Origin of the sequence: Aedoeadaptatus urinae (genome assembly GCF_900155585.1) — a bacterium.
In the GTDB taxonomy this organism is placed as follows: domain Bacteria; phylum Bacillota; class Clostridia; order Tissierellales; family Peptoniphilaceae; genus Aedoeadaptatus; species Aedoeadaptatus urinae.
In genome coordinates this window covers 418,876-437,733 of the sequence record NZ_LT707417.1, presented here as the reverse complement: position 1 = coordinate 437,733, position 18,858 = coordinate 418,876, and the positions used below count along the sequence as shown (strand labels likewise).

At 39.0% G+C, this 18,858-nt stretch carries 23 protein-coding genes and 2 pseudogenes; 4 read left to right on the top strand and 21 right to left on the bottom strand.

What is annotated here, in order from left to right; translation table 11 throughout:
* Nucleotides 1–34: 34 nt before the first annotated feature.
* Nucleotides 35–1,048, top strand: a complete 1,014-nt coding sequence (locus BQ7397_RS04495) for a YeiH family protein (protein ID WP_083703409.1) — start codon at nt 35–37, stop codon at nt 1,046–1,048.
* Between the two features lie 72 nt (nt 1,049–1,120).
* A complete protein-coding gene (gene gorA / locus BQ7397_RS04490; protein ID WP_077074911.1) occupies nt 1,121–2,470 on the top strand; it encodes a glutathione-disulfide reductase in 1,350 nt (449 codons plus the stop codon).
* A gap of 49 nt (nt 2,471–2,519) precedes the next feature.
* Here the strand turns inward: gorA and BQ7397_RS04485 are convergent, their stop codons facing one another.
* Genes BQ7397_RS04485 through BQ7397_RS04465 form a run of 5 tightly spaced genes read right to left on the bottom strand, consistent with a single transcriptional unit; the run spans nt 2,520 to nt 5,633 of the window.
* A complete protein-coding gene (locus BQ7397_RS04485; RefSeq protein WP_077074910.1) occupies nt 2,520–3,065 on the bottom strand; it encodes a hypothetical protein in 546 nt (181 codons plus the stop codon).
* Complete coding sequence (locus tag BQ7397_RS04480) at nt 3,049–3,687, bottom strand: ATP-binding cassette domain-containing protein (RefSeq protein ID WP_077074909.1); 639 nt, start codon at nt 3,685–3,687, stop codon at nt 3,049–3,051. The genes BQ7397_RS04485 and BQ7397_RS04480 overlap by 17 nt, the downstream gene beginning before the upstream one ends.
* 9 nt (nt 3,688–3,696) lie before the next feature.
* Nucleotides 3,697–4,410, bottom strand: a complete 714-nt coding sequence (locus tag BQ7397_RS04475) for a hypothetical protein (RefSeq protein ID WP_077074908.1) — start codon at nt 4,408–4,410, stop codon at nt 3,697–3,699.
* Nucleotides 4,394–5,170: a hypothetical protein gene (locus BQ7397_RS04470; protein WP_077074907.1), complete on the bottom strand. Its 777-nt coding sequence runs from the start codon at nt 5,168–5,170 to the stop codon at nt 4,394–4,396. The genes BQ7397_RS04475 and BQ7397_RS04470 overlap by 17 nt, the downstream gene beginning before the upstream one ends.
* Before the next feature lie 58 nt (nt 5,171–5,228).
* On the bottom strand, nt 5,229–5,633 hold the full coding sequence (locus BQ7397_RS04465) for a hypothetical protein (protein WP_144019969.1): 405 nt from the start codon (nt 5,631–5,633) through the stop codon (nt 5,229–5,231).
* A 288-nt stretch (nt 5,634–5,921) separates the two neighbouring features.
* On the opposite strand from BQ7397_RS04465, the gene BQ7397_RS09565 reads away from it, so the two are divergent.
* Entirely contained in the window at nt 5,922–6,008 is an 87-nt protein-coding gene (locus tag BQ7397_RS09565) for a hypothetical protein (protein WP_417875227.1), read from the top strand.
* Between the two features lie 64 nt (nt 6,009–6,072).
* On the opposite strand, the gene BQ7397_RS09115 is transcribed toward BQ7397_RS09565, so the two are convergent.
* Nucleotides 6,073–6,321 carry a zinc-ribbon domain-containing protein gene (locus BQ7397_RS09115; protein WP_077074905.1) on the bottom strand — a complete coding sequence of 83 codons (249 nt, stop codon included), beginning with the start codon at nt 6,319–6,321 and terminating at the stop codon, nt 6,073–6,075.
* Between BQ7397_RS09115 and BQ7397_RS04450 the strand changes: the two genes are divergently transcribed.
* Nucleotides 6,206–6,748 (top strand): lantibiotic immunity ABC transporter MutE/EpiE family permease subunit, encoded by a 543-nt coding sequence (locus BQ7397_RS04450; protein ID WP_234970578.1) that lies wholly within the window; start codon nt 6,206–6,208, stop codon nt 6,746–6,748. The two genes, BQ7397_RS09115 and BQ7397_RS04450, sit on opposite strands and share 116 nt — an antisense overlap.
* A 182-nt stretch (nt 6,749–6,930) precedes the next feature.
* Here BQ7397_RS04450 and BQ7397_RS04445 read toward each other — a convergent pair whose 3' ends face one another.
* The 15 genes and pseudogenes from BQ7397_RS04445 to BQ7397_RS04375 form a co-directional block, all read right to left on the bottom strand.
* Complete coding sequence (locus tag BQ7397_RS04445) at nt 6,931–8,133, bottom strand: ABC transporter permease (protein WP_077074904.1); 1,203 nt, start codon at nt 8,131–8,133, stop codon at nt 6,931–6,933.
* Nucleotides 8,133–8,558, bottom strand: coding sequence for an FMN-binding protein (locus BQ7397_RS04440; RefSeq protein ID WP_077074903.1), 426 nt, complete (start codon nt 8,556–8,558; stop codon nt 8,133–8,135). Before BQ7397_RS04440 ends, BQ7397_RS04445 begins: the two co-directional genes overlap by 1 nt.
* The gene (locus BQ7397_RS04435; protein WP_002840489.1) at nt 8,555–9,274 is read right to left on the bottom strand and encodes an ABC transporter ATP-binding protein; all 720 of its coding nucleotides are present in this window, start codon (nt 9,272–9,274) and stop codon (nt 8,555–8,557) included. The genes BQ7397_RS04440 and BQ7397_RS04435 overlap by 4 nt, the downstream gene beginning before the upstream one ends.
* 11 nt (nt 9,275–9,285) lie before the next feature.
* A complete protein-coding gene (locus tag BQ7397_RS04430) occupies nt 9,286–10,434 on the bottom strand; it encodes an ABC transporter permease (protein ID WP_077074902.1) in 1,149 nt (382 codons plus the stop codon).
* Complete coding sequence (locus BQ7397_RS04425; protein WP_077074901.1) at nt 10,424–11,707, bottom strand: ABC transporter permease; 1,284 nt, start codon at nt 11,705–11,707, stop codon at nt 10,424–10,426. Before BQ7397_RS04425 ends, BQ7397_RS04430 begins: the two co-directional genes overlap by 11 nt.
* An 8-nt stretch (nt 11,708–11,715) precedes the next feature.
* Nucleotides 11,716–12,939 (bottom strand): Fe-S-containing protein, encoded by a 1,224-nt coding sequence (locus tag BQ7397_RS04420; protein ID WP_077075039.1) that lies wholly within the window; start codon nt 12,937–12,939, stop codon nt 11,716–11,718.
* Nucleotides 12,940–13,036: 97 nt separating this feature from the next.
* Nucleotides 13,037–13,702, bottom strand: coding sequence for an iron transporter (locus tag BQ7397_RS04415; RefSeq protein ID WP_077074900.1), 666 nt, complete (start codon nt 13,700–13,702; stop codon nt 13,037–13,039).
* Between the two features lie 141 nt (nt 13,703–13,843).
* Nucleotides 13,844–15,181, bottom strand: a complete 1,338-nt coding sequence (locus tag BQ7397_RS04410; protein WP_077074899.1) for an FTR1 family iron permease — start codon at nt 15,179–15,181, stop codon at nt 13,844–13,846.
* A gap of 2 nt (nt 15,182–15,183) precedes the next feature.
* Nucleotides 15,184–15,861, bottom strand: coding sequence for an ABC transporter ATP-binding protein (locus BQ7397_RS04405; RefSeq protein ID WP_077074898.1), 678 nt, complete (start codon nt 15,859–15,861; stop codon nt 15,184–15,186).
* Entirely contained in the window at nt 15,861–16,256 is a 396-nt protein-coding gene (locus BQ7397_RS04400) for a DUF4418 family protein (RefSeq protein WP_077074897.1), read from the bottom strand. Before BQ7397_RS04400 ends, BQ7397_RS04405 begins: the two co-directional genes overlap by 1 nt.
* 293 nt (nt 16,257–16,549) lie before the next feature.
* A pseudogene (locus BQ7397_RS04395) lies at nt 16,550–16,654 on the bottom strand (replication initiator protein A); the annotation flags it as partial.
* A gap of 82 nt (nt 16,655–16,736) precedes the next feature.
* The gene (locus tag BQ7397_RS04390; RefSeq protein WP_077074895.1) at nt 16,737–17,018 is read right to left on the bottom strand and encodes a CD1845 family protein; all 282 of its coding nucleotides are present in this window, start codon (nt 17,016–17,018) and stop codon (nt 16,737–16,739) included.
* Nucleotides 17,019–17,081: 63 nt separating this feature from the next.
* A pseudogene (locus BQ7397_RS04385) lies at nt 17,082–17,561 on the bottom strand (lysine--tRNA ligase); the annotation flags it as partial.
* Nucleotides 17,512–17,781: a hypothetical protein gene (locus BQ7397_RS04380; protein ID WP_077074893.1), complete on the bottom strand. Its 270-nt coding sequence runs from the start codon at nt 17,779–17,781 to the stop codon at nt 17,512–17,514. The pseudogene BQ7397_RS04385 and the gene BQ7397_RS04380, both read right to left, overlap by 50 nt.
* A gap of 108 nt (nt 17,782–17,889) precedes the next feature.
* On the bottom strand, nt 17,890–18,843 hold the full coding sequence (locus BQ7397_RS04375; protein ID WP_077074892.1) for a hypothetical protein: 954 nt from the start codon (nt 18,841–18,843) through the stop codon (nt 17,890–17,892).
* Nucleotides 18,844–18,858: the final 15 nt, after the last annotated feature.

Below are 18,858 nucleotides of genomic sequence, written 5' to 3'. Positions count from 1 at the left end.
GAGATGATCAATACACGAAGAAAGGAGCAATCATTTGAAATCCATCCAAGCAATTATTCCCGGGGTGCTTTTAACTGTGGCCATCGCCGCCGCCTCGAAATTTATCGAAAGTCAACTACCTATGCCTTTGATCAGCGCGTCGGTCATCGCCCTGTTTATCGGCATGATCATCAATCATTTCCTGCAATCGGAAAATCCCGTGACCAAGGGCGCCACCTTCGCTTCGAAAAAATTATTGAAGCTGGGCATTATTTTACTGGGGGCCTCTCTGAACATGGCCACGGTCTTTCAAGTGGGCCGCCTGTCCCTGTCCGTCATGGTCTTTACCCTGCTGACCTGTTTCGGTTTGGGCCACTTCTCCGGCAAGTTCTTCGGACTGAACTGGAAGATGTCCAACCTCATTTCCGCCGGCACGGGGATTTGCGGCGGCAGCGCCATCGCATCCATCGCCCCGGTCATTGAAGCCGACGATTTGGACATCGCCTATGCCATGAGCGCCACCTTTATTTTCGACATGGTCATGATCGTCGCCTTTCCCCTTATGGGTCACGCTCTCGGCCTTTCCGACATGGCCTACGGCCTGTGGGCGGGCACGGCAGTCAACGACACCTCGTCGGTTGTGGCTGCGGGCTACGCCTTTTCCGACGGCGCCGGGGACTTCGCCACCATGGTGAAGCTGACACGTACTTTGGTCATCATCCCCACGGTCATTACCTTCGCTCTGATCAGCGCCCATTTAAAATCCAAAGAGGAACACAAGCACGAAAAGGCGAAGTTCTCCCTGACTCACGTCATTCCCTGGTTCATCCTGGGCTTCTTGGCTCTCACGATTATTAACACCGCCGGCTTTATTCCCGAAGCCGTAGGCCAAAACTTTAAGCACATCAGCAAATTCCTTATGGTCATGGCCCTCGCCGGCATCGGCCTGAAGACGTCCTTAAAGGACATGAAAAATTCCGGCACCGGCCCCATGCTCCACGGCTTTGTGATTTCCGCCCTGGTGGTCGTCGTGGCCATCGGCGTTGAATATTTCATGGGCCTCGTATAAAATGGGTATAGTTAAAGAGGATCATCGTATCCTCTTTTTTAATACGCGTTTTTATCTGTGAAAGGAGCTATTATGTCTCATAGATTTGATTATATCGTCATCGGCGGCGGCAGCGGCGGAAGCGCCACGGCCAATCGGGCGGCACAATACGGCGCCAAAGTCGCCATTGTGGAAGAAAAAGACTACGGCGGCACCTGCGTGAACCGGGGCTGCGTGCCGAAAAAAATCTTTTGGTATGCCTCGGGCATTCGCAGAACCCTGGAAAAGGAATCGGCTAGTTACGGCTACAAGGTCGGCGACTGGGATTTTGATTTTAAAAAATTGCGGGAATCCCAAATGGGCTATGTCAGCCGTGCGCGGAGCAGCTTCGAATCCGGTCTGGAAAACAACGGCGTTACCAAGCTCTTCGGCAAGGCCCGGTTTAAAGACGCGCACACCGTCGTCATCGACGGCGAAGAATATACCGCCGATCACATAACCATCGCCACCGGCGCCCACCCGAACCCCTGCAAGCTTCCCGGCGCGGAGCTGGTAGACTATTCCGACGATTTCTTTACCTGGGACGTGCTGCCAAAGACCATCGCCATTGTCGGCGGCGGCTACATCGGCACGGAGCTTTCCGGATTTTTAGCCGGCATGGGCGTGGAAACCCATCTCCTCGTGAGAAAAAATCGAATCCTCAGAAAATTTGATCCCTTTATTACCGACGCCGTCACGGAAGAGCTGGAAAAGGGCGGCGTGAACATTCACTTCGAGACCTCGTCGAAAAGCTTTAAAAAAGTAGAGGGCGGCATCGAAATCACCTTCCAAGACGACAGCACCGCCGTCTTTGAAAAAGTCCTTTGGGTGGCCGGTGTCACCCCGAATATCGAAGGCCTGGCCCTGGAAAACACCAAGGTGGAAGTGGACGAGAAGGGCCGCATCGTAAGCGACACCTATGAATGCACCACGGAAGAGGGCATTTACGCCATCGGCGATGTCACCGGCAAATTGGATCTCACCCCCGTGGCCATCGCCGCAGGCCGCCGCCTCGCCGATCGCCTCTTCGGCGGCAAGAAAGACGCCCACATGGACTACGCCAATGTACCCACGGTGGTCTTCAGCCACCCGCCCATGGGCACCGTGGGCCTCACGGCAAAGGACGCGGAGGAAAAATACGGCAAGGACGCCATTAAGACCTACACCTCTTCTTTTACCGACATGCGCTCCTCCGTATCGGGCCATCCCCATCAATGTAAAATGCTCCTCGTCTGCGCAGGCGATGAGGAAAAAATCGTCGGCGCCCACGCCATGGGCTACGGCGTAGACGAAATGATGCAAGGCTTCGGCGTCGCCGTGAAAATGGGCGCCACCAAGGCCGACTTCGACGCCACCGTGGCCATTCACCCCACCAGCGCCGAGGAAATGGTCACCATGCGCTAACTCGTCAAACAAAAACATGGAGAAAGGACGCTTCCTCTCTCCATGTTTTTTATTTGTTGTTTTTTAAAATATCGTCTAAATCCATTTTTATACAGCTAATGGTTTCTTTCTTATGAATATTAAGATCGGGACTCACGAATGCGTACAGGTCCCTCGGGCGATTGTGCTCACGAAGAAATTGAATCATATCTTTTTCTATGTGTAAAACAAGGTCGAATGTCGCGATATCTCCCTTTATATCGTAGGGATCAGAAAAATAACACATGCCGATGTACTGATCGTAAAGCTTAAAACGATAGGCCGTTGCCAAATCGCTTACGTTGGTTTGTACTGTCATCTTAATCAGCACGTTTTCATTTGGATCCAGCCCGCTATCTTCTAAATACTTGGCGTCCTGCGTTGGCTCGCAGTTTAGTAAAGTGAAAAACTTGCCCTCCCCTAAATCTATGGATTCGCCTATTTTGTGCATGGTGTATATGGAATTCTCCTTCGGCACATTGACGGGTAAATTCATGTAGACGATCCGCACTACAGCCAAAAGTGCAAGCAGGAGCAGGGCAATTTTTATTCCATTCGCACTATTCTTCTTCCCCATACAATCTCCCTTCGCTCATTTTAAAACGCATGTCACACAGTTGACGCAAGTCTTCCTTCTTGTGAGATACCACGACCACCGTTCGCCCCGCCCTCTTTAATTCACTTAAAAGGGCGTAAAGGCGTTCCACGGAGTCCTCATCCAAGGCATTGGTAGGCTCGTCCAACAAAATAAGCGGCTGCTTCTCCATAAGGGCTTGAACGATGGCAAGTTTTTGGTTCATCCCCAAGGAATAGGTGTTTACTTCGTTGTCTATGTAATGATCCATGTCGAAGTAATCAATTAGCCTTTTTGCCTCGCTGTCATCAAAAGGGCCACGAACCTCTCCTAATAGACGGAGGTTCTCCCAACCCGCCAAATTTCCGTAAAAGTCTACTTTTTCGATAACGACACCAATGTTGATACCCGGTGCTTTGCCGTAGACGCGCTTCTCCCCATTCACGAAAATGACACCCGAATCCACGTCCATCAGTCCGGCGATAGCACGCAAGAGCATGGTTTTTCCTGACCCGTTTACACCGTAAATTCCGTAGATTTTTCCCCGCTCCAGTTCCAGAGAAATATTCTCTAAAATAATCTTCCCTTTGATTCTTTTACTGACATTTTGTAACGATACGATCATAGGTCTCTCCTAATCCAAAAAATCTATCTTCTTCACCCGCAGACTCACAAGAAAAGAAAGCATCCCAATGGCAAATAACAATCCGCAGCTTTTTATCGTTGTGTAGGTCATCGCCCCACCCGGTATAAGTAAAAATTTCAATAAATAAAATTGATGATAATTGTAAGTAAACAGCCCGACAACGCGGGTTAATACCGAGGTACGATAGCTGTTAAAGGTAAAGAAAGCCAAGACGAAAATCGTGCCTAAAAATTCGTTTCTCACCCATACGTTAAACAAACAGCCCAACAAGCCGATAGCCGAAAGACTCAAAATCAATTGCACCGCCAGCATCAACCCGAAGAGAGCGGCGGAAACATAATGTCCGTTAAAAAAGCCCTGCACATAGCCCGCTACCATAAAAAGAAGGACGGATGTGACGCTCACAAGAAACGCCGGCAAGAAAATTTTCAAAAGATGATACTGCAAAATCACGCACCGACTCTTGTAGCGAACCGCTGTCAAAATGTTGTATTCATAAGCGAGAAAAAGGCTACTTACCAAAAAGAAAGTCCCGATCTCTCCTGCTACTTTCTTATAGTCTTCCAATGCATAGAGACCGCCACCTTCAAAATCGGTAAAAAACTGCCGCCCTAAAAAAGCCACGAAGATCAAGTAGATAGCCATTAAGAAGATCTTATTCCCTCTACCGTTTCGCCGCAATTCATTAAATGCTGTCTTCACGATTCCGACTCCTTATGAAAAGTAGGCAAACAGGTATGGAGAGACACAGAAAAATCAAGCTGAAAATAAAAGTTTGTTCCGTCATAAAGACTGTAGGAAAAAACATAGAGATATTGTAAATTTTATCTGCAAGTCGCATATTTACAGTCCAGAGCAAGAAAAAAGCAGCAAAAGGAAGAATGTTTTCAAAATAACGCCTGCGACTGACCATGCTTACGGCGAGGGTCAGGAGAGAAAAGAAAGTACACCAGAGCGCATACAAGAAATAAAACAGCAGATTAATCACATAGGGATTGGACGTATAGAGAAACCCGCTACGATAGCTTATGGCGTGAAAATAAATATCCTGAGCATAACGAAAGGGATAGACGAGAGCCATTAGCAGGTCGTGAAAAACGAGGGGGAAGAGCCCGGTCAGAACACCCAAAATGACGGTGACCGCAACAGTATTTTTTATGTATGATTTTCTGCCCATGCGACTGATCAATATGCTGTCCATGTTTTTTCTCCGATCATCGCTGTAGATGGCAGATGCCGTAAAGGGAGCGAAAAAAATCAAAAATGTATAGTATATGCTTGCCCCCACGCCGAAATAATTTAGAAGCATAAGATTGTTGGACAGATTGTCGTCGTATAGACCCTCATCACTCTTTGCTGTAATTTGAATTGCGAATAAGACGGCAGTATATAAAAAGACAATGATAATACGCTTATCTTTTAAACAGCGAGAGAGTTGATTGTGTATGTACGATTTATTCATAAGATCCTCCGAAAAAAAATGCTAAATCCTTTGCCCTAATTAAATGTATTTAACCTTACTAATATCCGGAGGTGTTATTGGGACTCCAAACGCCGGTGGCGGACATTTGACCCCCATCACCGCTTTCAACGGCCAATTGAATCATACTGCCAACCGGCGCATCATTACTCAAATATTTAATATCGCCGTTGGATACTCTGTATTTTCTACAATTGGTACCGGGAATCCAAATCCTGATTCCCACGGAAGGTCTTCCACAGCTTTTCACGCGTACATAAGCTGCCGTTTTATTGGTCTTTTTTCGTGCCGCCGTATAGGAGTTCGTGCTGCCGGATCGCAATGTAAAACTCCATGCTGTATCTTTGGTATTCCCACCGGCCGCATGCGTATCATAAACCGGCGTCTCCGCTTTTACAAAATCATTTGAAACAAATGCTTCGCTAAACGCTGCCGCTTGTGCCATATGAGGCATCATCATTACACTAAGCAAGGCGACATATCCTAACTTTCTACCTGGTTTTATTTCCCTCTTTACACTAACTCGTCACCGCCTCCACCTCTATATTATTCATTGTATCTGCTGACTTTTTCTCCGTCAATATAATTGATATCGATTCTTTGTTTCTTTCCCGTAACAGATCTTTTTCTCATGAACGGGAAGATGGTACTAAACTTCATGCACATACAAAAAAGCGCCGGCATCTCGACGCTTTTCTCTTTACTTGCTCGCCTTTAAGGCTTCGGCGTCGCCGTGAAAATGGGCGCCACCAAGGCCGACTTCGACGCCACCGTGGCCATCCACCCCACCAGTGCCGAGGAAATGGTCACTATGAGATAAAAATAAATCCTCTACCCACATAGGTAGAGGATTTTTCTTTGTCCGAATGAATTTATTTTCACTTTTAGTTGAAGCTGCGGCCGCATTTTCCGCAGAACAGAGCGCCCGCTTCCCGCTTGCTGCCGCAGCGGGGACAGAATTTATCCGCTTCGACGGCAGCATCCGGTTCGCTCCGCTCTTCGCCTTTCCCTTCTTCGATGAGGGCGGCTTCCTCCGCCTCTTTGCGAGCTTTTTCTTCAGCCTCTTTACGAGCTTTTTCTTCCGCTTCTTTACGGGCCTTCTCTTCTTCCGCTTTCTTTGCCTCCTCTTTCATTTTATTCAACTGGTACTATGTAGTTTTTTTACCTGCCACATTCGCATTAATCAGTGCAACAGCTGTTAATATAGATAACGGAAAGCACGGACTTCGTGCAATCCGTTGTCTACCAGTTTCTCAAGGAAAAATATGGAGCTCTAAACTTTTGGTTGTATTAGGATATGCTCTTCTTTCCTGTTTTCTATTAAGTGTTGCTGTGGTTTGTATACCATTTATTTTTAGTTTGTTTGGAATTAATCAAATTAAGCAATTAAGTATTGCTTCAATATTTTTAGGGATTATAGTCGTGTTTGTTACAACCATGTGGCAAATCCCTTTTAGTTTTATAATTTCAAAAAAATTAGGGGTGATCTTTTCGGTATTGGTCAATTTAGCTATTTCTTTTTCAGGTGTATTTTTAGCACTAAAACCATATTGCTTGTAAGTAGGGATAAGAAAATGGGAAAATTTCGCAAAACCCCTAGGAGTCTTGTTTGCTATGTTTATTTTTAATGGTTTTTTAGTTATTTTAGTTTTGATCTTTTATTAGCGTTTAAGTATTGATTTTTAAATAAAAAGAGAGACTCGAGTTAACAAGTCTCCCCAAAATTTGACAAATAGCCTATTTTAATCATTATCTCTTTGCATCAATAATAATTCTACTTTATTTATTTTATTAATAGCAATAATTGAAGATATTGGGCCTAACAAGGTTCCCAAAATTATTACTATTATTAACATTAAAATCATAAGGAATATATTCGGTCTTAAAAAAGGCATATTCAAAAGTGATGAAAATATATTATTGAAAGTTATACTTAAAACAAAGGAAAGCACAGAACCTATGACTGCACCTGTTCCATTAATTAGCATAGATTCAACGAGAACTACTTCACTGAGTTTTTTCTTTGTTGCTCCTAATATCCTTATGGTTGCAAATTCTCTTTTCCTTTCCTTAACTGATAAGGTATTTACAAGACTTAAAATAAAGAAAGCTAGTATCCAAATCAAAGCTATCAATATATACACATATACAAGCATGTTTTTTGCTGAATCTGAAACTTCTGTCATTATTTTTCTTGGCAATAAAGGATACACTTTTTCTTTTTTAAATTCTTCTTTAATAAGTTTTTGAATTGTTTTTGGATCTTTGTTTTTTTCAACTTTTACTAAAATAGAAGATATATCATCTTTTTTTGCCACCGGATGATTAATTATCTTTTCATATTCCTTGGCTAATCTATGAGTTTCTTCTATTGTCATAAAAACTGAATTATCAAAACCCATGCCAGTTTTTGCAAGCCTACCTCTTATCTCAAATTCTTGATTAAAAAATTTAACCTTATGATTAATAGTCCCCACAATGTTAGCACCTACAACAACTTGCCCAGCTTTAATTGGAGTTTTAATCTGTTTTTCAAGCCAAGGTTTAACGCTAAAGTCATCAGAAAAGTCAATTCCTATAACTTGAATGGGAAAAGAACAGCATCCAGCAGAAAGTGTAGCTAGATAAACTTGACCACACGCTTTTTCAACTCCTGGTACTTTTTTTACTCTATTTAATATATCCTTGTCAAAAAAGAATGTATTAGGTTCTCCCCTTAATATTGCACCTGTAATTTTGGAATCATAACCTTCTGGGACTACTATAATGTCTGCTCCCATCCTATCTGATAGAGATTTCATGCCGTTTTTAAGAGAAAAAATTATAAATGATGACATGAATAAAATAAAAGTTAAAATTCCTACAAGTAAAATCAAGGTAATTGACCTTGCCTTTTTATTTTCTATATTCTTTTTTGCTAAATTAATTGTGTATAAATCTTTCATTATTTTGCACCATCAAGAGCATTATTGCAAGCTTCTATAAATTGCTTGTAAGTTTCTGTTGCCCCCGAAATAACGTCCACTCCTTCAGGATTTCCTGTTTCCACTAATCTATCTGGGTATGACTTTGCAAGATTTATAGCTTGTTGGGCTATCTTATATAGTCCTTCATTTTGGCTTTGACAATAAGATTCATCCTTTTCTTTTCCATCTCCATCAATGTTTTGCATTGTACAAGATTCAATCTTATTGTCTTTAACACTTATATCCACCTTTACAAGTCCGCCTCTTTCATCTTTGGCAGATTCTCCATGATATGTGCCGTCTTTATAGCTTACGCTTGGAGCTTCTTCTTTTTTATCTCCTCCACAAGCAACTAGGACAAGCCCCAAAGAAAAAATTATTAATACATTCAAAAATTTTCTCATATAAACTCCTTAAGTTTTTCATCTTTTTTTACAGAATCAAGAACTGGTCTTTTTCTTTTCATTTTTTCTTCTTTTGAAATTTTACCATGTTCAAGAGTTATCATTCTTTCAGATTCTTCACCGACTTCAGGGTCGTGAGTTACAACAATAATTGTTGATCCTGCATTGTGAAGTTTTTCAAATATGTCAAGAACTATATATTCATTCTTTTCATCCAAATTTCCTGTGGGTTCATCGGCTAAAAGTATTGTAGGATGATTAATAAGAGCTCTAGCAATGCATACTCTTTGTTGTTCCCCACCTGATAATTGGTTGGGTAAGTGCTTGGCTCTATCAGCAAGACCTACTGCAGCCAAAGCTTCCATTGCTTCTTGTGCATCTGGCATAGAATGATAATATTGTGACATCATTACATTTTCCAAAGCACTTAAATAATTAACTAAATGAAATTGTTGGAAAATAAGTCCTATCTTATCCCTTCTAATAACTGTTAGTTCCTTAGGTGATTTTTTTGCTATATCTTCACCATCCAAAATAACTTCGCCAAGTGAAGGTTTATCCATGGCACCAATAATATTCATCATTGTTGTTTTACCAGAACCTGATGGACCCATTATAGAAATCCATTCGCCCTTTTCTACACTTAAATTGATTTTGTCAAGGGCTTTAAGTTCACCATAAATTTTTGAAACATCAACGAGTTTTAATATATCCATAAAATTCCTTTCTATTCTCCACGAAGCACTAAAGCTGGATCAATATCAACAGTTTTAGATACTGGTATTAAAGATGCAACTATAGTTATTATTATACAGACAATAATTGTCATAGGTACTAAAAGAGGCAAGAAACTTACCTTTCTAGCAAATACCGAAATACTTACTCTATTGGCAAATATATATCCTAATACAACACCTAAAAGTCCACCAAAAACCCCCAAAAATGCTCCTTCACCTAAAAAGTCAACGATTACTGACGAATTTGTGGCGCCCAAAGCTTTCTTAAGACCTATTTCTTTACGCCTTTCAGTTACAACTGCCATCATTGTTGTGGATACACATATCATCATTATGAATAATACTATTATCGTTACAATGAAGACAAGAGCTTGTAATTTATTCAAAACTATATCTTGTGAGGCGGTAACTCTTTTTACCATTTGTGGAGTTAGAGATCCATCCTTTTGTGAAATATTTGATACTATTTTTGAAAGTTCATTTTGTTCAGCTTCTATTGAATATTCTACGACATCAAAATTTTTGTCTTTAACAAGCTGTGAAATATCATCAATACTCATAAAAATAAGTTCTTCTTCTTTACCACCTGTTGTTACAACTCCTGAAACAACAAAATTAGTATCTATAGAACCTTCTCCATTAACTTTGGGAGTATTTATAATAATTTTATCTCCCTCTTTTAATTCCAAAGCCTTTGAAACTTCATTACCTATTAAAACTTCTCTCGATTTTTCAGGCCATGAACCGTCAATAAGCCAGTATGGAGAATTTTCTTTCGCTCCCTTTAAATCTGTACCTGCAAGCATATAAGGTTGTTCATTAATTTTTGCATTTGTATAAATATAGGGTGCCTGACCGACAAGCTTTCCTGAAGGAATTAACGATTTAACTTCATCTAACTGTTCATTGGTGATTTTTTTATCAGGGTTAGTGGGAATTACCAACATATTTGCACCATAAGACCTAAACTCCTTACCCATTTGTCTAGGAATATCATAGTAAATGGTAACAAGTCCTGAAATAATTGTTGCTCCCATAGCTATAGCAAGTAGTGCTGTTAACATTCTTGCACGTCTCCTTGCCAAGGAAGTCACTATCATTTTTAAGTGAAATTTATATTTACTTTGTTTATCTGCCATGTAGTACCTCCGTTGGATTTAAATTCAAAAGGTATCTTATAGCTGGTATTGAACCCAATATTGTAACAAGAATAATAAGTATTGCTACAATAGGAACTACCATAGCTGTTGGAGCTATTGCTGAGCCAAAAACTGTTAGACCAATAATCTGAGTAAGTAGCAGACCAACACCGTAACCTATAACTGTTCCAAATATCGCTGTCAAAATTATTTCCACAAGAATTATGCCAATTATCCTTCCATTTGACGCCCCTATAGCTTTTTGAAGTCCAATTTCATTAGATCTTTCCATTACAGATGCTGTAATAAGATTAGAAATACCAAAGCCTGAACCAATCAAAGTTAATACTGTAATTAAAACCATAAGAAGAGTAGTCTTATTTAAAATATCTCCTTCACTTTCTGCAACTTGGCGAATTGGCTTAGCTACAGAATCAGTCATTACTTCTGTTATTTGATAACAAATAGCAGAAACATAAGCTGTACAATACCATACTTCCCGTTCCTTAATAGTTAAAGATAGTGGGTTTTTGGCAGCCTTTCTTGCTAAGTCATTGTCTGGTGTAGTAAGAGCTGATACTTCAACTTTATTTACAACTCCAGTAACTCCAGCAAATTCTTGTGCTGTTTTTAAAGTAGAATATATAAACGCATCTTCATCAGAACCTGATGAGAAAATACCCTTAACTTTTAATTTTTTGTCTAAATTATTGCTTTTTAGTTGGATTTCATCACCAACTTTAAATCCATTTCTGTCTGCAAAAATCTTTCCAAGCATAACTGAATCGCTATCATTTTCTGATAACCACTCGCCTTGAACTTCCCACCAGTTTTTAAGTCTAATCATACCAGTATCAACTGATTCTCCAGTAGGCAAATTCATATGATTATTAAACCATGTTCCTACCATCTTAGTATGTTTAGAATCATTATTACAAGAAACCCAAGTGTTAAGATATGGCGTATAGTCTACAATATTGTAAGCCCAAAAAATAGTTTTAATGTTAGGAAGTTCTGACTCCTTTAAATATTTTTGAACCTGCCCCTCTTTTTCTTGCATGCCATACAAATCATCAAGAAGGGAAGCTTCCTTAGGCAATACATTAATATTTGCTCCATAGGTCTTTAATTCTTGATTAACTTTATCCCCAACACCGAGCATGGTATTTAACATTGAAGTGGCAAGAGAAGCTCCGAGGGCAACTGTAAATGCAATAAGAGCCATCTTTCCCTTTTGTCTAAAAAGCGCTCCTTTAACTATTCTCCAAAACATAAGCCCTCCTACTTAAATACATAAGACAATGCCTCAAGATCTTTTGGCGCAATCTTTATCTTTTCATCATGGACAATGTATGGGAAAGGTATCGGGTTACATCCACCCTTAAAACCTATTGTACCCCTATTCATTACAACGTCGCACAACTTACAAATAACATCATCGCCTCTTTCAAAATATCCAGATGGACCACATATCTCGCAGGCATCAAGTACAACTCCATAGGAACCTTCTGATTTTTTAATGCAGAAAAATCTCATTTGTGCACCATCCTCTGCCTTATACAAATATCTGTGCAAATGCATATCCTCTAAGCTACTTAAAGGAATAACAATCATTCCATTTTCAGTTTGATAATCTTCAGGTGGTGAAAGGGCCTGTTCCTTATTAGCATATGCCTTTCCAACCGTTAATGAAAAAGTATTAATAAATAGAACGACAAGGAAAAAAATTGCCCAATGTCTTTTATTCTTCATACTATACTTTATTTTTCTTAACTGAGCCCTATTGCTATAATCTTCATTAACTTTAATATTTTGCTTATATAAAATTACTGGAATAGCTATCATAATTAACATTGTTGCATATAAAAACACATTTTCGTGATTAGCTATAAATGCAATAACTCTAAAAAAGTTAACATTTCTAGGAATAATCCCTTTAGAATAAAACCTTTGAATTATGATATTAAATTGGCTGATACTCGAGCATATCAAGCTAAAAAAAACTACAATCTTTAAGTTTTTACCTTCAAGTTTAACTGAGGACTTGTATATGGCAAGCCCTGATAAAATCATCATGATTATCCCAAAAACAAAGCCTAAAATCCTAAAAAGTACAATAGTTGAAACAGCACTTTCGCCATAATATACAAATTTGTTTGATTGGTTAAATACATACGGTAAATAATAAAAACAAATTCCTACAAGATAAACAACAACCGATGATGAAATGAAATTATCATAAATTTTAGCATTTATCTTATCTTCAAATATCATAAAAATTAATATTAAAAATACTGAGATAACTATGGGTACCATAGACCAGAAATTCAATTCTGTTCTATTAATAAAATTAGGTATATTTCTTATAATTATTGAAACAATTGCTGCAATTACCCCTAAAACTAAAGAAATTATAATAACATGCTTTTTATATTTGCTCTCTTTAGTTGTATAATAGGCAAGTATTAAAGAAATCATTAGAGAAAAGGCTATTCCCGCCTCCATAACTTGAATAAAAATTTTTAACATAATTTCACCCCCCCATAAATGCATATAAGGGGAACGTGAATTCCCCTTATAAACATTATGAATTTTTAAAACTTTACCATTGTGGTCCGTTCCATTCGAAGTCAGTCCATTCTGCAACAAGTGGTTCTGTCCAGAATCTACCTGTTACACCAGTTTCTTTATCTACGTGTAGTAAGTAGTCATTGCCTGGTGCAGTAACTTCAAATTTTACATCATAAACGCCAACACCTTCGTCAAATTTAACATTTGCACCATAGTGTGGACCATCAGATGCGTTCATTGGCATGAAAGAAACTTCTTGAACATGGTCTGAACCTTTCTTTTGTAAATAAGCTTTTACTTTTAACCATGGAACAAAATCACCAACACCATAACCTAATGTTGAACCTTCTTGTGATGCTGTAATGTCAGCTTCAATATGGCAGTCAGCTTCTTCTTTAGGAATTGAGTTTCCTGCTGGTTCCATATCAACCGGTTGGAAATATACACCAGAGATTACTAAAGGTCCTTTAGTTTGGTCATCGCCAATTGGAAATTCTTCAAATCCTTTATCTTCTCCTGGAGCTGCAGCTTTTGCATCTCCTGCTTCTTTCTTGTTTCCTTCAGCTGGTGCTTTTTCTTCTGTAGAAGTTTTAGCTGTATTATTAGCTTTTGTATCTTCTTTTTTACCACAAGCTGTAAACATTAATGCACACACAAGCGTCATAACAACAAGAAATAAATTTTTCTTTTTTAACATAATATCCTCCTATTTTTTTCTTGGCTGACTTCAAGCTCAGCTCTGATTTTTTTGTTTCTATTATTTTGATAGATAACAGAAACAATGGTTACTACTAATAGAATAATTTGTGGAATGAGATTTTCATGCCTATATATCCTCCTATTCTTTTTCTTGGCTGGCTTCAAGCTCAGCTCTAATTTTTTTGTTTCTATTATTTTGATAAATAACAGAAGCAATGGTTACTACTAATAGAATAATTTGTGGAATGAGATTTTCATACCTATCGTATATTCCTATAACTTCAGCAGACCATCCATTCATCCAAGGAACTATAGTTCTGCCAATTACATCTGCTTCTTGTAATTCTCCTATGCCCTTTCCTAAGAAAGACAAGCAAAGTATAAACATTAGCCAAGAAGTAAATGTAAAGAATGGTTTTAATGGTAGCCTTACAGAAACTTTAGCAATTAAGTAATATACAATTGCAAGTATTATGGCGGCAACTAAAAGTCCAATCCACATATGCATTGGATTATCAGAAATGCCTGTTCTCATACCTTGGAAAAACAAAATGAGTTCTGCACCCTCTCTTGCTACTGCTAAGAATGCAGTGAAAGATAAGGCAAAATAATTACCCTTGGAAACAGATTGTTCAACCTTGTTTTTAATGTATCTATTCCAAACTTCAACTTCAGATTTAGAAAGCATCCAATTGGATACATAAAATAGTACGATAACGGCAAGAAACATCGCAATTCCTTCGAATATTTCTTGTCCCATTCCAGACTCAACTTCTCCCACTGTATTGGCGATGATATTAAATACTCCAGCTAGGACTGCTGAAAAAACAATGCCTAGCAAGGCTCCAATATATACACCTTTTAAGTAAATTCTATTATTAGTCTTTGATAAATATGCAGCAATGGCAGCTACAACTAAAATGGCTTCAAGCCCTTCACGAAGTGTAAGTCCAAGAACTGCAAAAAATGTACCAAATCTTTTTAGCACCTCTCCCAACAATTGACCTGTTGAAAGGCTATTTACATCTTCTTGACTTTGACCACTGGACTTAGAATCTCCAGAGGTTCCATCAAGAGTATGGGCATCTTCATGAAGATAAGTTATAAGTGCATCAATTTCATCTTTAACTTCTTTTGGGTCTGCATCTTCTTTGATAGAATTTTTTGCTCTGTAAAATTGATGTTCAACCATTGAACCTCTTTCGCCTGAAATTGCAGTCATAGTTGTTTTTTCAAATCCAATTTTTTCATAGAATTTAAAGTAAGCTACATTAACTGCATCTGTGGCTGCTTTTTTAGCATCCTTATCTCCAGGCTTGTAAACTTCCACAGCTTTTTGTAAATGTTCTGACATAGCATCAGCGACTTCAACCCAGTTACCGTAATTTGTTTCTGCTGCAAAAACAGGCGTTAAAGTTAGGCTAATCATGATTACCATCATTGCAAAAATGCTAGTCATTTTCTTTAATAAATTCATCTCTATCCCCCCTCCTTTATTAAACTTCCATCTTCCATTTGGTAAAGTGTATTGCCGTATTTTAAAATATCAAGCTCATGAGTAACTATAATAAGCGCAGTACCTTTAGAATTTATTTTTTTTAATAAATCCATTATCTCCATAGTAGTATTTTTATCCAAATCACTTGTAGGCTCATCTAAAATCAAAAGCTCCGGCGAATTAATCATAGATCTGGCTATCAGCACTCTTTTTAGCTCTCCTCCAGATAAATTTTTAGGAAAATCATCTTTCAAATGCAAAATTCCCATCAAATCAAGGAGCATAGCTGCTTTTTCATAAGCAGATTCATCTCTTTTAAATAGATAATAAGGAAGAGACACATTCTCTAAAACATTTAAATTTGGAAGTGTTCCTAGACTTTGTGGCACAAAACCTATGATTTCATTCCTATATTTACTAATTTCTCTATCAGAAAAATCACTTATATTTTTGCCCTTAGCAAAAATTTTACCTTCAGTCGGTTTTAATAAACCAGACAAAAGATTTAAAAAAGTTGACTTTCCAGAACCACTTCTGCCAATTATATTGACAAAATCTCCCTCCTTCAGGGTAAAGTTTACATTTTTAACAGCAAAAAGTGTATTAGAACCTCTTTTGAAACTCTTGCTTAAATTTTCAGTTTCAATTATTGATTCCATTATGAATGTCTTTCTTTCATACAATAATAAATATTAACTAAAACCAATATGCCTGCCAACAATGTGCAAAACGGAATGGTTTTTGCTCTGCAAGCCATATCGGCTTTCATGCATCCACCAATAAGCACATGAGTGTTAAGTATCTCTAAAATACCAATTGCTATATTTGAAATAGATAATCCTAAAGATATTTTTGAATCTTTAACTACAATAAAAATGATTGCTAATACTAAAATGACTGCGCCCATACCCATGGTCATATTTCCCATCCAATGGCATTTCATGAACATCCCATTTTCCATAGGAGGACAAACGGGTGTTATAAATTTTGGTGCAAGCGCTAACAAGAGACCTATAATAGCAGAAATATATCCTAAAATCTTCTTTCTACCCATTTTAATCATCCTTTCTACTTATCTTTATTAATCTTTGAATTTGATTATCACTTCCATAATTATTATAACATGGGAAATTGAAAATTCAAATCAATTTTCCAGTTTTTTTAAGGGCATATTTTTAAAATTGAGAATATTTTTAATTTATCTTTCTTATGTTGCCTTGTATATTATAATTTTCTTTTTTATTGGCCTATATAATAGAAGAACTTTAATAAAAAGGCTCGTTTATTTTTTGTTAGATAGTAATTTTTAGTAATTTTATAAGTAAAACTTATTCTCAAAATAATTTATTTAATAGAAATGCTCTCAAAAATCCCATCTTCCTGCAATACCATAGGTAACCTAATGAAGTTATACATTTCAGATTGCCTATTATAAAAATAATCAAAATTCATCCCTACCTCCTTTCTTTGAAATAAAGAAGACGACAGAATTATTGATTTCCATCGTCTGCGATTGTCTAATATTTATTTTTCTTTAAATAGATTTTATTGTGTAGTTTAATAATTCTAATAATCCAATAACATATATGCCTAATTTAGGTAATCCAAATGGGCTAAATAAAAATGCTAAGATTAGTGCTTCAATTACAATTTGATTATCTCCTTGAAATATGCTAGCTAATCCAATTATAAAAATTAAAGTAGAAACTACGCTTAACAACGCAGTACTCAAACTTAATATGAAGGTTAAAAAAGCTATGAGCAAACTCAACACTAATTTTATCGGTAATAAAATTATTCTAATTATCCATCTCATACATACCCCTAAAAATTAAACTGGGACTCATAACAAACCCCAGTTTCATAATTAGCGTGTTCTTTAATATAATTTTGATCCTGCTGGAATATTATTATCCAACATTATTAAGTTAAGTTTTTCTTCTCCGTCATACTCACAAATTGCAGATATTATCATACCTTCTGAGTCGATTCCCATCATCTTACGAGGAGGAAGATTACAAATTGCAAGCAGTGTCTTTACAATTAAGCTCTCTGCGCTGTAATAGTCCTTAATACCAGATAAAATAACTCTTTCTTTTTCAGAACCATCATCTAATGTAAATTTCAAAAGTTTTTTTGACTTAGGAACTTCTTCGCAGTTCTTAACTTTTACAGCCCTAAAATCAGACTTTAAGAAAGTATCAAAATCAACCATATCTTCAAATAGTGGTTCTACTTTCACTTTTGAAAAGTCGATTTTTTCTGTCGTAAGTTTGTCGTAAGTTTCGTAAGTTTCTTTTGACGAATCCTTATTTTCTGCCTTTTCTAAGCCTATTGGCTTCATCGTGGGGAATAAAACGGATGCCGTCCTCTCCCCGCTCCTTCTTTACCAGCACATTGCGGCGGCAGTAATTGCCCGCGGCGATGTCCGTGCCGAAGACGCGATTGTAGGTGACATAGTCCACGGTGACGATGGCGTAGTCATAATAGGCGTTCACTTCGCCGATATGAACCGCCACGGGCTCGGCGTCAGAAAAGCCCTCGACTTGGTAGTGAAGCTTGTCGGCCTCGAAGCTCATCTTCGCCGGGCCGTTGAAAATATCTTCCGCCCCCTCGGAACCGTAGCTGATTCCAGCATCGTAATATTTTTTATAGAAATCCGCATATGGCTCGAGCTCCAGATTCGCCTAGTTGGGATCCCCTTTTTCGATGCCCTTCACCGTCTCCGCCACATCGCCGTAAACTTTCTTGGCGTCGGCATCGCCTGCGAAGCCCTCCTCGCTATTGCCGAAATAAGTGGCGACGGCGATTAAGCCGGGCAGAAACTGTGCGTCTACCTTGCCCTCTTTCTTGCCCCCGGCGATTAGGGGCGCCAGGGCCAGCTCAAATTCCTTTACAGCCTCCGGGCTCGCGTCGCCGAAGAAATGCTCGTAGCCTTCTGTGGGCTTCGCCTTCATGCGCTCGTAGCCCACCAAAAGATCGTAGCAATTGGCCACCATCTGCTTGTCTTCGTAGAAGGGCAATTCATTTTCGCTGATCTGTTCCCCTTTGATGTCGCCAATTTTCGACAGATTCCAATTGCCGTCGAAAACGTAGGATTCCGTCATGCCGGAGGCGTCGGCAGCAGCGGCGTATGCGTCGTCAAACTCGTCGGCGGGAAAATTGTTCCGGGAGGTAAAGGCGATGTAGTTTTTGCTTCCGCTTTGGGTGATGACGCATTCCAGAGAGGAGCGGAAGGGATTCACGTAATCGGTGTGTTCGTAATGCAAAATGCGCTTGGCCTTGCCGCCGATGCGGGCGTAAATGTCGTAGTATTCGCTGCCGTTTTCACGATAGCAATAGCCCAAAAATTCCCTGTCGTTTTCCATATCGTAGGCAGAAATAAATTCCACCGGTGTCTTTCCCGGCAGCTCTTCCGATACGTCGTCGCCGGAATAGTCGCCGCCATAGGTCTGCCTCAAATTGCCGTTCCCGTCGTAAAAGGTGCTTTTAATCAAAGGATAGAAGGCGCCGGGACCTGCGTTTACCTTTTTGTTGTAGGCGTTGAAATCCAAATCCGCCCCGTCCACCAATGCAATGGCAGGACGGGCCAACGCCAGTGCCATGACGAGGCTTAATAGAAAAATCGAAACTCTCTTCACAGGATCCCCCTTTTC